Source organism: Stenotrophomonas sp. YJH_SMC_36 (assembly GCF_059369935.1).
Genome location: NZ_JCAFTD010000009.1, coordinates 142,676 through 155,068 on the forward strand (window position 1 = coordinate 142,676; position 12,393 = coordinate 155,068).

Annotated in this window: 12 protein-coding genes and 1 riboswitch; of the genes, 5 read left to right on the forward strand and 7 right to left on the reverse strand. The window is 66.9% G+C overall.

Annotated features, from left to right (window positions below):
• Positions 1-91 precede the first annotated feature (91 nt).
• Complete coding sequence (ribB, locus tag AC5P76_RS17285; RefSeq protein ID WP_053516472.1) at positions 92-1,192, reverse strand: 3,4-dihydroxy-2-butanone-4-phosphate synthase; 1,101 nt, start codon at positions 1,190-1,192, stop codon at positions 92-94.
• A complete protein-coding gene (locus tag AC5P76_RS17290; RefSeq protein WP_111186317.1) occupies positions 1,189-1,800 on the reverse strand; it encodes a riboflavin synthase in 612 nt (203 codons plus the stop codon). Before AC5P76_RS17290 ends, ribB begins: the two co-directional genes overlap by 4 nt.
• Before the next feature lie 74 nt (positions 1,801-1,874).
• Positions 1,875-2,020, reverse strand: a riboswitch (FMN riboswitch).
• A gap of 237 nt (positions 2,021-2,257) precedes the next feature.
• Here AC5P76_RS17290 and AC5P76_RS17295 point away from each other — a divergent pair.
• The 3 genes from AC5P76_RS17295 to AC5P76_RS17305 all read left to right on the forward strand — a co-directional run bounded on the left by AC5P76_RS17295 (position 2,258) and on the right by AC5P76_RS17305 (position 4,625).
• Complete coding sequence (locus AC5P76_RS17295) at positions 2,258-2,881, forward strand: hypothetical protein (protein ID WP_053518907.1); 624 nt, start codon at positions 2,258-2,260, stop codon at positions 2,879-2,881.
• Between the two features lie 146 nt (positions 2,882-3,027).
• A complete protein-coding gene (locus tag AC5P76_RS17300; RefSeq protein ID WP_253119419.1) occupies positions 3,028-3,912 on the forward strand; it encodes a hypothetical protein in 885 nt (294 codons plus the stop codon).
• A 167-nt stretch (positions 3,913-4,079) separates the two neighbouring features.
• The gene (locus AC5P76_RS17305) at positions 4,080-4,625 is read left to right on the forward strand and encodes a hypothetical protein (protein ID WP_253119422.1); all 546 of its coding nucleotides are present in this window, start codon (positions 4,080-4,082) and stop codon (positions 4,623-4,625) included.
• Between the two features lie 45 nt (positions 4,626-4,670).
• Here AC5P76_RS17305 and ribD read toward each other — a convergent pair whose 3' ends face one another.
• From ribD to AC5P76_RS17330, 5 genes are all read right to left on the reverse strand, one after another.
• Positions 4,671-5,756, reverse strand: coding sequence for a bifunctional diaminohydroxyphosphoribosylaminopyrimidine deaminase/5-amino-6-(5-phosphoribosylamino)uracil reductase RibD (ribD, locus tag AC5P76_RS17310; protein ID WP_253119424.1), 1,086 nt, complete (start codon positions 5,754-5,756; stop codon positions 4,671-4,673).
• A gap of 161 nt (positions 5,757-5,917) precedes the next feature.
• Positions 5,918-6,439 carry a transcriptional regulator NrdR gene (gene nrdR, locus AC5P76_RS17315; RefSeq protein WP_053518899.1) on the reverse strand — a complete coding sequence of 174 codons (522 nt, stop codon included), beginning with the start codon at positions 6,437-6,439 and terminating at the stop codon, positions 5,918-5,920.
• A 215-nt stretch (positions 6,440-6,654) separates the two neighbouring features.
• The gene (locus AC5P76_RS17320) at positions 6,655-7,089 is read right to left on the reverse strand and encodes a hypothetical protein (RefSeq protein ID WP_065175824.1); all 435 of its coding nucleotides are present in this window, start codon (positions 7,087-7,089) and stop codon (positions 6,655-6,657) included.
• A gap of 82 nt (positions 7,090-7,171) precedes the next feature.
• Entirely contained in the window at positions 7,172-8,425 is a 1,254-nt protein-coding gene (gene glyA / locus AC5P76_RS17325; protein WP_053518895.1) for a serine hydroxymethyltransferase, read from the reverse strand.
• Between the two features lie 146 nt (positions 8,426-8,571).
• Positions 8,572-9,051 carry an RcnB family protein gene (locus AC5P76_RS17330; RefSeq protein WP_065175826.1) on the reverse strand — a complete coding sequence of 160 codons (480 nt, stop codon included), beginning with the start codon at positions 9,049-9,051 and terminating at the stop codon, positions 8,572-8,574.
• A 251-nt stretch (positions 9,052-9,302) separates the two neighbouring features.
• Between AC5P76_RS17330 and ettA the strand changes: the two genes are divergently transcribed.
• Both ettA and AC5P76_RS17340 read left to right on the forward strand, forming a co-directional pair.
• The gene (gene ettA / locus AC5P76_RS17335; RefSeq protein WP_005415249.1) at positions 9,303-10,967 is read left to right on the forward strand and encodes an energy-dependent translational throttle protein EttA; all 1,665 of its coding nucleotides are present in this window, start codon (positions 9,303-9,305) and stop codon (positions 10,965-10,967) included.
• A gap of 84 nt (positions 10,968-11,051) precedes the next feature.
• Positions 11,052-12,368 (forward strand): NCS2 family permease, encoded by a 1,317-nt coding sequence (locus AC5P76_RS17340; protein ID WP_053518892.1) that lies wholly within the window; start codon positions 11,052-11,054, stop codon positions 12,366-12,368.
• Positions 12,369-12,393: the final 25 nt, after the last annotated feature.

A 12,393-nucleotide genomic window follows, 5' to 3' on the forward strand; every position in this document is an offset into this window, starting at 1 on the left:
TGGTTGGCGGGGGCCTGGCATCCGCCGGGCATGGCCCGGCGCTACCGGGGTCGGATCCCGCACCGCGGGCTCCGACCCCACGGGGCGACCGTTACAGGGCCACCGTCTCCACCACTTCCAGGCCATAGCCGGCCAGGCCGATCTGCCGGCGCGGCGTGCCCAGCACGCGCAGCTTGCCCAGACCCAGATCGGACAGGATCTGCGCACCGGCGCCATTGCGGCGCCACTGGCCCACATCCTTGTCCTTGCCCGGCACCACCGGTGCGGGCTGCTGGCGCAGGCGCGCGAGCAGCGCCTCGCCATCGCGCGGCGCCGACAGCACCACCATCACGCCGGCACCTTCGGCGGCGATCGCACGCAGCGCGTCGGTGGCGGCCACGCCGAAATCGTCACGACGCCAGTGCAGCAGGTCGGCCAGCGGATTCTCCACCTGCACGCGCACCAGCGTAGGCGTGCCAGCGTCGGGAGTGCCGCGGACCAGGGCGAAGTGCAGGTCGTGGGCGATGCGGTCGCGGTAGGTCACCAGCCTGAACGGGCCGAACTCGGTATCGATGTCGCGCTCATCAACGCGCTCGACCGTCTTCTCGGTGGCCAGGCGGTAGGCGATCAGGTCGGCGATGGAGCCCATCTTCAGGCCGTGCTCGCGGGCGAACACTTCCAGCTCCGGGCGACGCGCCATGCTGCCGTCCGGGTTGAGGATCTCCACCAGCACGCCGGCCGGTTCCAGCCCAGCCAGCATGGCCAGGTCCACGCCCGCCTCGGTGTGGCCGGCGCGGGTCAGCACGCCGCCCGGCTGGGCGATCAGCGGGAAGATGTGGCCGGGCTGGTGCAGGTCCGACGGCCGCGCGTTGGGCTTCACCGCGGTGCGGATGGTATGCGCGCGGTCATGGGCGGAGATGCCGGTGGTCACGCCCTCAGCCGCTTCGATGCTGACGGTGAAATTGGTCTGGAACTGCGCGGTGTTGGCCTGCACCATCGGCGCCAGGCCCAGGTCGGCGGCGCGGGTGCGGGTCAACGGCAGGCACACCAGGCCACGGCCATGGGTAACCATGAAGTTGATGTCGCTGGCCTTGACCAGCTCGGCAGCCATGATCAGGTCGCCTTCGTTCTCGCGGTCCTCGTCATCGACGATGACGACCATGCGGCCCTGGCGGATGTCTTCCAGGATCTCGGGGATCGGCGCGAAGTTCATGCTGCGCCTCCCTGCAGGTGCCCGCCAACAAGACGTTCGACATAACGGGCGACCAGGTCGATTTCCAGGTTCACCGCACTGCCCACGCCGGAGGCGGAGAAGGCGGTGTTGGCCACGGTATGCGGGATCAGCGCGACCTCGAAGCCTTCCTCGTCCACTTCGTTGACGGTGAGGCTGACGCCGTCCACGCAGATCGAGCCTTTCTTGGCGATGTAGCGCAGCAGCGAGGCCGGCGCGGCGAAGCGCCAGCGCTGGGCGCGCGCGTCATCGTGGATGGACAGCACCTGGCCCAGGCCATCAACGTGGCCGCTGACCAGATGCCCACCCAGACGATCGGTCGGGCGCATGGCACGCTCGAGGTTGATGACCGCGCCCTGCTCGAGTTGGCCCAGCGTGGTCAGGCCCAGCGTCTCGGTGGAGGCATCGGCCTGGAAGCTGTTGGCGTCGAATGCGATGACCGTCAGGCAGACACCGTTGATGGCGATGCTTTCGCCCATCTGCACGTGGTCGAACGGCAGGTTGCCGACATTGAAGGTGAAGCGGACATCGCCGCCGATGGACTCGCGTGCGGCCAGACGGCCGACGCCTTCGATGATTCCAGTAAACAAGTAACGTTCTCCGCAGGATGTGAGCGAAAAACGCCGCAAGGCAAACAGGCACGCGCAGGGCATGAGCCCTGTGGCACCGTCTTCTTTCATCCGGACTATGACCGTCGGCTCCGGCCTTGAACCGGATCTGCTGACCCCCGGCCGTGGGCCGGGGCGCTCGCGGGCTCGTGCTTGCGCACCTACCGCCGGTGGGGAGTTGCACCCCGCCCTGAAGACGTTTGTGTACCGGCGAACCGGCGCAGCAAGTGTACCAGCCCGGGCTGAACGGGGTGGGATGCCCGGCGCCGCAGCCGTTTCCCGGCGGGAAACGGATCTGACCCCAAGCCTGCCCAGCCTGTGACGGCTGTCTCTCGCATTTTGTAAAACTTTCATTAAAATTCGCCGCGGACGACATGAGGTCGCCACGGGCTGCGCCTCCGGCGCGCCCGCCAATGGACTGCAATTCACAGGAATTCCCATGCGCAAGCTCCTGATCATCGCCAGCCTGCTGGCCGTCGCTCCGCTGGCCTCGGCCGCCGAAGGGCTGAGCTACACCTACGTCGAAGGTGGCTGGACCCAGGTCAAGACCGACGACAGCGACTTCAACGACCCGAAGCTTGACGGCGGCTACGTGCGCGGTTCGTTCGCGCTGGCCGAGCAGGTGCACGTGTTCGGCAGCTGGTCGCGTACCAGCAAGAGCTACCACTTCACCGGTGCGTCGGCCAAGTTCGAACTGGACCAGCCTGAGCTGGGCATCGGCTACCACATGCCGTGGACGGACCGCCTGGACTACACCGCCGACATCGCCTGGGTGCGCCAGAACGCCGAGCTGACCGTGAAATCGGATCTGTTCGGCCGCGAACACCTGAAGGATCACACCAACCTGGCCCGCGCCACCATGGGCGTGCGTGGCAAGCCTTCGCCGAAGACCGAAGCGTGGGCCAAGGCCGGCTACATGGATGGCGGCAACGACTTCAAGGGCACCTGGGTCGGCACCGTCGGTGGCCAGATCAATTTCACCCCGACCTGGGGCCTGGTGGGAGAAGTCTCCGGCCAGCGCGATGTCACCCAGTTCTCGGCCGGCGTCCGCGCCAGCTTCTGATTGCCCGATCCTCGTCGTGCGATCGAACGGGCCCCGCAAGGGGCCCGTTTTTTTTCCGCTGCACACCGTTACCTGGCTGCATCGCGCCATCGAAAGCGTGGGCAGATGCGCTAGGCTTGCCCGCCTCTGGACCCGGAATCACTGTCATGAAGACCCCCCTGCGCTCCCTGCTGGCCACTGCACTGTTGTGCGCTCCCCTGTTCGCCAGCGCCGCCTCGACGCAGCTGAGCCCCGAACAGACGTTCGATCTCTATGCCCGCGTACTGCTGGAAGACGACGCGACCGCCACGCGCACGCTCAACGACGCGCTGAAGCCGGCGTTCGAGGGCCAGGACGCCGTGACCCCGAACCCGGGCGCGCTGGCCAAGGCATTGGCCGAACCCTGGCAGACGGTACTGGCCAGCACCGGCGCTTCGATCGACGCTGCGGCCACCGAAGCGCTGTACGCCAAGGCGCTGCGTGATTCGAAGTGCCGCGCAACCCAGAGCGTGATCGAAGACAACGAATACGTTGAAGACCAGAAGCTGGCGCGGATCACCTACACCTGCCAGGTGCCCGACCTGGGCAAGGTCCGCCCGCTGTTCGCCGCCAGCCTGGCCGACCATGCCAGCCCGGCCTCGCGCAAGCAGTTCACCGACGCCTACACCCAGGCGCTGCAGAGTGGTGCACGCGTGCCGGTCAGCGGCACCTTCACCCTCTACCCGGCCAAGGACAACGGCTACTGGTACAGCGGCAACTTCGATGATCTGGTGGGCACCGTGGCCGGTGCGCTGGCTCCGTTCGAGGACTGGATGCAGGACGCGCAGGCAGCCAACGCGCCGAAAGTGACCGGCATACCCGGCTGCGACCTGCTGCTGCAGCAGCACCGCAGCTGCGTGGCGAAGATCGCGCCCAACCAGATCAGCGGCGTGGACGCGATGGCCGAAGAGCTGAAGGCCAAAGCGCAGGTGCAGTCGGCCGAGGAGATGACGCAGGAGTGCAAGGCACTGCGCCCGCTGGCCGAGATGATGTGGACCGACGAATGCACCTGAGCCGCTAAGTGGTAGCGCCGGGCCATGCCCGGCGACACTCGAATGCACCTGATCGCGTGATGATGGCATCGCAGCGGGGACATGCGCTGCATGACCCCGTTTGCAACTTGTTGCATTGCTTCACAGGATGCCGGGGCCGATCCTGCAGCACCTTCCCGGCCCCATACATGCGCCTGCTCGCCGCTCTGTCCTGTCTGTTCACCGGCGTGTGCATTGCCGCGCCACACACGCCGGAACAGGAGTACACGCTGCAGGCGCGTGTTGTCCTCCAGCACGATCCGGCTGCGCGCGACCAGCTGGCCCTGTGGGACGCTGCCGCTGTTCCTCGCAACGGAATCGATTGGCAGCGCAGCCTCGACGATCTGCCCACCTGGCTGCGGCAGCAGCACCTCGGCGTCGGTGATGCAGGATGTCACCGATGCACTGCTGGCGCGACTGTCGACGGCCACCTGCGCCGAGGCGTTCCTGCCGCTGGGCAGTCCCGAGATTGGTCGATTCACGCTCGCCTGCGCGTTGCCCGACCCGGCGCCCGCAGTGCGCCGGCGGCATTGCATCGCACCCATGTGGTGGGGTGGTCCTCCTATCGCCATGGCGACGTGCATGAGGCACGTTCAGACCAGCTGTACCAGGCCATTCTGCTGACATTGCTGCCGTTCGAGGCATGGGACATGCGTATCGCGGGGGATGTTCCCCCAATCCTGCTCCACGACTGACCACCCCGGCTACCGCGCGTCCGTCTCGTCCGCCGCCTGCCAATGCTACGGCCGCAGCAGCAGGCGCAGGTCCTCACCCACCTGGCATTGCTCGACCACGCGCAGCCGGCGTTGCTGCTGCATCGCTTCGATGCCCAGCCCGGCCAGCAGCGGGCGGGCCCGGTCACCCAGCAGGGTGGGCGCCTGGTACAGCAGCAGCTCATCCACCCAGCCGCCGCGCAGCAGCGCACCGGCCAGCGTAGCGCCGGCTTCGGTATGCACTTCGTTGATGCCGCGCCCGGCCAGCAGGGTCAGCATCGCGCCAAGATCGAGACGGCCGTCGGCACTGGGCACGCAGGCGAACTCGGCATCGGCGGCATCCGGTGCGCTGACCGCCGCATCGTGCAGGTACAACGTGGGTGCCCCACCCTCGCGCACGCGGCTGCATTCCAGCGAACGCAGGCGCGAATCGAGCACGACGCGCAGTGGCGGCATCACCTCGGCATCGGCCAGGCGCACGGTCAGCATCGGATCATCAACCAGGACGGTATCGGCACCGGTCAGGATCGCGCCAGCGCGTGCACGCCAGTGCTGCACGTCTTCGCGCGCCGCAGCTCCGGTGATCCATTTGGACGTGCCGTCGGCCATCGCCGTACGCCCGTCCAGGCTGGCGGCCAGCTTCACCCGCAGCCACGGGCGATTGCGCTCCACGCGTGACAGAAAGCCCTTGTTGAGCTCGCGTGCCTGCGCCGCCATCAGCCCTTCGGCGACCTCGATGCCGGCGCCGCGCAGCAGGTCGAATCCGCCGCCATCGACCTGCGGGAAGGGATCACGCAGCGCAGCGACCACACGCGATACACCGGCCTCGATCAGTGCCAGTGCGCACGGTGGTGTGCGCCCGTAATGCGCGCAGGGCTCAAGGGTGACGTAGGCAGTGGCACCGCGCGCCTCACCACCGGCCTCGCGCAACGCGAACACTTCGGCATGCGGGCCACCGGCACGCTGGTGCCAGCCCTGCCCGACCACACGTTCACCATGGGCGATCACGCAGCCGACCATCGGATTGGGGCGGGTGGTGTAGGCGGCGCGCTCGGCCAGACGCAGCGCGCTGGCCATGTGCAGATGGTCGAGTACGGAGAATGGGGTGGTCATCTGGCCATGGTAACGCTGCCGGTGTTGATCCATGCCATCGGTGCCAACCAAGGTTGGCACCCACCAGTGAATGCGGCCATCGGTGCCAACCGAGGTTGGCACCCACCCGTGGATGCGCCATCAGTGCCAACCAGGGTTGGCACCCAACCAGGCAGAGGCGGTCAGCCCTTCTTCTTCTTGGCCAGCGCGATCACATCGCCCAACAGCTGCAGCTGTTCGGTGCTGGCCGGCAGCTCGCGTTCGAGTTTTTCGATTTCCTCGCGGAAATCGGCCACATCCTCGAAGCTGCGGTAGACCGAAGCGAATCGCACGTACCCCACGTGATCGAGCTTGCGCAGCTCGTTCATCACGAACTCGCCCACCTTGATCGAAGGCACTTCACGCTCGCCACTGAGGCGCAACTGATGGACCACCGCACGCACCGCCGCTTCGATCTTGTCTTCCGGCACGGCACGCTTCTGCAGCGCGCGATCAAAGCCGGCGCGTACCTTGCGCTGGTCGAAGGCCTCGCGGGTGCCATCGCTCTTGACGATGGCCGGCAGCTTCAGTTCGACGGTTTCCAGGGTGCTGAAGCGCTCGTTGCAGGCCTCGCACTCACGCCGACGGCGGATCGTCGCGCCGTCTTCAGAGACGCGCGAGTCGATGACCCGGGTATCGGCATGTTGGCAGAAGGGGCAATACATGGAACGCCTGGCTCAGGGGACAACCTAATGCCACGGTCATGGCAGCGTCGCAAAGGTACCTGAGAAGGGGCTTTCCGGCAAATTTCATGTGCGGTACGGTCCCTCGTCAAGGGCAACCCTGCAGCCGTCCCAGATGCACCCAGATACTCAGAAACACCCTGATGCGTGAGGCTGGACATGCCATCCCTACACCACCATGCGACTTGCCTGAAAAGTCAGGCGCCCGGAAGGTGAGCAGGCCGCCAGCGCAGCCAGGCCAGATGCGCCGCGGGCAGCAACAGCGGCGGGCCGAACAGCAACAGGCTGAAGCCGTCCATGCGTTCGGTCAGGCCGACCACCAGCCCCAGCACGACGGCGGGCACTGCTGCCAGCGCGCCCAGCGCCAGCAACGCCCACCACACCCGGCCCACTGCCTGCAGGCCAGACCGGCCCTGCAGGAGGAAACCGGCGCCGATGTACAACCAGGCAACAATGCCCAGCGCCCCGGCGGTGCCCCAGCACACCAGCAGCAGCCGGCTCGGCAGGCGGGTTTCCTGCGTCAGGCCGGAGTACACGCCCACCAAGGCCACGGTGCCTCCCAGCAGCACGCCTGGCAGCCCGAACAGCAGGGCCTGCACGAGGTGCAGGCGCTTGTGCAGACGTTCATCCATACGCTCATCCATGTGCGTTGCTCTCCCTGGGCCGGGGTCAGAGCCCTTCCCCTGCGGGACGGGATCCGACCCCATTACCCGATCAACCGTAGACCGGGTACTTGCGGCACTGCGCGCTGACGGCATCGCGCACGCGGGCGATCACGGCGTCATCGTTCGGCGCATCGAGGACATCGGCGATCCAGTTGGCCAGATCCACGCAGTCCTGCTCGGTGTAGCCACGGGTGGTCACCGCCGGCGTACCCAGGCGCAGGCCGGAGGTCACGAACGGCGAACGCGGGTCGTTCGGCACCGAGTTCTTGTTGACGGTGATGTGCGCCTTCCCCAGTGCCGCCTCCGCGTCCTTGCCGGACACGTCCTTGCCGATCATGTCCACCAGCATCAGGTGGTTCTGGGTGCCGCCGGAGACGATCTTGTAGCCGCGCGCGATGAGCGTGTTGGCCATCGCCTGGGCGTTCTTCACCACCTGCTGCTGATAGGTCTTGAAGGCCGGTTCCAGCGCTTCCTTGAAGGCCACCGCCTTGCCGGCGATGACGTGCATCAGCGGACCGCCCTGGATACCCGGGAACACGATCGACTGCAGCTTCTTGACCAGGTCCTCATCGGCACCCTTGGCGACGATGATGCCGCCGCGCGGGCCGCGCAGGGTCTTGTGGGTGGTGGAGGTGACGACGTGGGCGTGGTCCAGCGGGCTCGGATAGACGCCGGCGGCGACCAGACCGGCGACGTGGGCCATGTCGACGAACAGGTAGGCACCGACCTTGTCGGCGATGGCGCGGAAGCGTGCCCAGTCGATCACCTGCGAGTAGGCCGAGAAGCCGGCCACGACCATCTTCGGCTTGTGCTCCAGGGCCAGGCGCTCGACTTCGTCGTAGTCGATCAGGCCCTGGTCGTTCACGCCGTACTGCACGGCGTTGAACAGCTTGCCCGAGGCGTTCACCTTGGCACCGTGGGTGAGGTGGCCGCCGTGGGCCAGGCTCATGCCGAGGATGGTGTCGCCCGGCTGCAGCAGCGCGAAGTACACGGCCTGGTTGGCCTGCGAGCCGCTGTGCGGCTGCACGTTGGCATAGTCGGCGCCGAACAGCTGCTTGAGGCGGTCGATCGCCAGCTGCTCGGCGATGTCCACGTATTCGCAACCACCGTAGTAGCGCTTGCCCGGATAGCCTTCGGCGTACTTGTTGGTCAGTTGGCTGCCCTGCGCTTCCATCACTGCCGGGCTGGTGTAGTTCTCGCTGGCGATCAGCTCGACATGGTCTTCCTGGCGCTGGGTCTCAGCGGCGATGGCCTTGGCCAGTTCGGGATCGTAGGATTCGATGCGGACGTCACGCGGGAACATCGGGTACTCCAGCAGGCAGGGAAAGGGGGTGTACGGCTCAGCCCCTGATTGTAGCCCCGCACCGGCCGGCTGGGGCCGAAACGGACGGGGCCGGATCCCTCGAAGGAATCCGGCCCCGTATGGTTCCGAGTGATGTTGCGGGGTCCTCAGCGGCTGCTGAGCACGTACTGGGCGATCACGCCGGTGGCGATGGCCACCAGCAGCATGTTGCCGCGGTCATCGCGGATCCAGTGGTGGCCATGCGGCGGACGGCGCAGGTGGTAGCGCGGATAGTCGTTCACCACGTAGATCGGGCCGCGATAGTAGTCGCGGTAGCGGTGCCCCACCTTCCAGCCATAGCCGGGGCCGTAGGCAGGGCGGTAGACCACACGCGGCGGCGGTGCCGGGCGGTAGTAGCGGTCATGGTCACGGTGCCACTCGCGGCGGTCCTGCCGGTAATCGCGCCGGGCCTCACGGCGGTCGCGCTCCCAGTCACGACGGTCCTGTCGCCACTCGCGACGATCCTCCCGCCACTCGCGGCGGTCGTGACCGCGGCCGCGATGGTCGTCGTCGGCAAATGCCGGGGCAACCGCGCCGAGCGCCAGCACAGAGGCCACGGCTCCGGCCATTACTCGATTGATGCGCATGTCAGACCTCTGCTTGGGTGGTGGTGACCCCATATTGCGCACCGGATCTGAACCGTTTCCGGCTGGAAACGCTTCCCGCTTCAGGACTGTGACGGCGATTCAGGCCGCGGCCAGCCCGGCCGGCTACCCGTGGCGCGGCGGGTAACCGGTTCCGGCTATAATTGGCGGTATTCCATTCAAGTCTGTGCCCGCTGCCGCACCGGGAAACCTCCCGTGACGGTCGGGCGCAGGGTCGCGCCTACGGAGACCTCATGTCCTCGCAATACATCTACACCATGAACCGCGTGTCCAAGGTGGTCCCGCCCAAGCGGCAGATCATCAAGGACATCTCGCTGTCCTTCTTCCCGGGCGCGAAGATCGGCCTGCTGGGCCTGAACGGCGCCGGCAAGTCGACCGTGCTGAAGATCATGGCCGGCGTGGATACCGATTTCGAGGGCGAGGCACGCCCGCAGCCGGGCATCAAGGTCGGCTACCTGGCGCAGGAACCGGAACTGGACCCGAACAAGACCGTGCGCGAGTCGGTCGAGGAAGGCGTGGGCGAAGTGCTGCAGGCCCAGGCTGCGCTGGAGGCGGTGTACGCCGCCTACGCCGAGGAAGGCGCCGACTTCGACGCGCTGGCCAAGGAACAGGAGCGTCTGGAGGCGATCCTGGCCGCCGGCGACGCGCACACCCTGGAAAACCAGCTGGACGTGGCTGCCGATGCGCTGCGCCTGCCGCCGTGGGATGCCAAGATCGCCAACCTGTCCGGCGGTGAAAAGCGCCGCGTCGCGCTGTGCCGCCTGCTGCTGCAGAAGCCGGACATGCTGCTGCTGGACGAACCGACCAACCACCTCGACGCCGAGTCGGTGGAATGGCTGGAACAGTTCCTGGCGCGCTACACCGGCACCGTGGTGGCCGTTACCCACGATCGCTACTTCCTGGACAACGCCGCCGAGTGGATCCTGGAACTGGACCGCGGCCGCGGCATTCCGTGGAAGGGCAACTACACCGAATGGCTGGTGCAGAAGGATGAGCGCCTGAAGCAGGAAGAAAACCAGGAAAAGGCCCGCCAGAAGGCGATCCAGAAGGAACTGGAGTGGTCGCGCCAGAACGCCAAGGGCGGCCGTTCCAAGGGCAAGGCCCGTCTGGCCCGCCTGGAAGAGCTGCAGTCGCAGGATTACCAGAAGCGCAACGAGACCAACGAAATCTTCATCCCGCCGGGCGAGCGCCTGGGCAACATGGTGATGGAGTTCAAGAACGTGTCCAAGAAGTTCGGCGACCGCCTGCTGATCGACAACCTGTCGATGCTGATTCCGCCGGGCGCGATCGTCGGCATCATCGGCCCGAACGGCGCCGGCAAGTCGACGCTGTTCAAGATGATCACCGGCCAGGAGAAGCCGGATTCGGGCGAGATCGTGATCGGCCCGACCGTGCAGCTGTCCTACGTGGACCAGAGCCGCGACAAGCTGGAAGGCAACCACAACGTCTTCCAGGAAATCGCCGGTGGCCTGGACATCCTCAACATCAACGGCATCGAGATCCAGTCGCGCGCCTACATCGGCCGCTTCAACTTCAAGGGCCAGGACCAGCAGAAGATGGTCGGCTCGCTGTCCGGTGGTGAGCGTGGCCGCCTGCACATGGCCAAGACCCTGCTGCAGGGTGGCAACGTGCTGCTGCTCGACGAACCGTCCAACGACCTGGACATCGAAACGCTGCGTGCGCTGGAAGACGCGCTGCTGGAGTTCCCGGGCAACACCTTCGTGATCTCGCACGACCGCTGGTTCCTGGACCGCATCGCCACGCACATCATCGCTTTCGAAGGCGACTCGCACGTGGAGTTCTTCCAGGGCAACTACCGCGAGTACGAGGAAGACAAGAAGCGCCGCATGGGCGATGACGCTGCGCCGAAGCGCCTGCGCTTCAAGGCACTGAAGTAACGCAACAGGAAAGGCCGCGCTCGCGCGGCCTTTCTCCTTCTGTGGGTCGCCCGCTTGCCGGGAGACACCTTCACGAGAAGCCCCATGTCCCTGTTCGAACGCCTGTTCCAGCTGCAGCAGCACGGCACCACCGTGCGCACCGAGCTGCTGGCCGGTGTCACCACCTTCCTGACGATGTCCTACATCGTCTTCGTCAACCCCGAAATCCTCGGCACCACCGGCATGGATGCGGGCGCGGTATTCGTCGCCACCTGCCTGGCGGCCGCGCTGGGCTCCACGGTGATGGCGCTGGCAGCCAATTTCCCGGTCGGCATGGCTCCGGGCATGGGCCTGAACGCGTTCTTTGCCTTCACCGTGGTCGGCGCCGCCGGCCTGCCCTGGCAGCAGGCGCTGGCGGCAGTGTTCATCTCCGGCCTGGTGTTCCTGGTGCTGTCGCTGACCGGCGTGCGTGCCTGGCTGGTATCCGGCATTCCTTCGTCACTGCGCTCAGCCATCGTCGCCGGCATCGGCCTGTTCCTGGCCATCATCGCCCTGCAGAAGTCCGGGGTGATCATCGGCAACGAGGACACGCTGGTGGCGCTGGGCCCGCTCAACACCGCCCCACCGCTGCTGGCACTGGCCGGCTTCCTGCTGATCGCCGTGCTGGAGGCGCGCCGCATCCGTGGTGCGATCCTGATCGGCATCCTGGCGGTCACTGGGGCCGGCTGGGCGCTGGGCGACGTGCAGTACCAGGGACTGGTGTCCCTGCCGCCAAGCCTGGCGCCGACCTTCCTGCAGCTGGACCTGCCGGGCCTGCTGCACCACGACGGCGGTGCCCCCATCGCGGTACTGCTGCAGGTGGTGCTGGTGTTCGTGCTGGTGGAGGTGTTCGATGCCACCGGCACGCTGTACGGGGTGGTCGGCCGCGCCGGCCTGCTGAAGCTGCCGGGTGCGCAGAAGCGTTTCGGCCGTGCACTGCTGGCCGACAGCACGGCAATCGTCGCCGGCTCCATGCTGGGCACCAGCAGCACCACGGCATTCGCCGAAAGCGCCTCGGGCGTGCAGGTGGGCGGCCGTACCGGCCTCACCGCCCTGGTGGTCGCCGCGCTGTTCCTGGCCGCCCTGCTGTTCTCGCCGCTGGCCTCGATGGTGCCAAGCTACGCCACCGCACCGGCCCTGCTGTTCGTTGCCGGGTTGATGCTGCGCGAGCTGGTGGAAGTGGACTGGAGCGACCTCACCGAATCGGTGCCGGCGGCCCTGTGCGCGCTGGCGATGCCGTTCACCTACTCCATCGCCAATGGACTGGCTTTCGGCTTCATCGCCTACGCCGCGCTGAAGGCCGGCACTGGCCGCTGGCGCGAGGTGCATCCGGCGGTGTGGCTGGTGGCCGTGCTGTTCGTGCTGCGCTTCGCGCTGGAGTAATCAGGGCAGGGGCCCGCTGTCACGG

Coding starts and splice junctions, on each gene's coding strand:
- AC5P76_RS17340 (WP_053518892.1), top strand. CDS start 11,052: ATGTCCCTGTTCGAACGCCTGTTCCAGCTGCAGCAGCACGGCACCACC.
- ribD (WP_253119424.1), bottom strand. CDS start 5,756: ATGACCACCCCATTCTCCGTACTCGACCATCTGCACATGGCCAGCGCG.
- AC5P76_RS17320 (WP_065175824.1), bottom strand. CDS start 7,089: ATGGATGAACGTCTGCACAAGCGCCTGCACCTCGTGCAGGCCCTGCTG.
- AC5P76_RS17300 (WP_253119419.1), top strand. CDS start 3,028: ATGAAGACCCCCCTGCGCTCCCTGCTGGCCACTGCACTGTTGTGCGCT.
- AC5P76_RS17305 (WP_253119422.1), top strand. CDS start 4,080: ATGCGCCTGCTCGCCGCTCTGTCCTGTCTGTTCACCGGCGTGTGCATT.
- AC5P76_RS17295 (WP_053518907.1), top strand. CDS start 2,258: ATGCGCAAGCTCCTGATCATCGCCAGCCTGCTGGCCGTCGCTCCGCTG.
- nrdR (WP_053518899.1), bottom strand. CDS start 6,439: ATGTATTGCCCCTTCTGCCAACATGCCGATACCCGGGTCATCGACTCG.
- ribB (WP_053516472.1), bottom strand. CDS start 1,192: ATGAACTTCGCGCCGATCCCCGAGATCCTGGAAGACATCCGCCAGGGC.
- glyA (WP_053518895.1), bottom strand. CDS start 8,425: ATGTTCCCGCGTGACGTCCGCATCGAATCCTACGATCCCGAACTGGCC.
- ettA (WP_005415249.1), top strand. CDS start 9,303: ATGTCCTCGCAATACATCTACACCATGAACCGCGTGTCCAAGGTGGTC.
- AC5P76_RS17330 (WP_065175826.1), bottom strand. CDS start 9,051: ATGCGCATCAATCGAGTAATGGCCGGAGCCGTGGCCTCTGTGCTGGCG.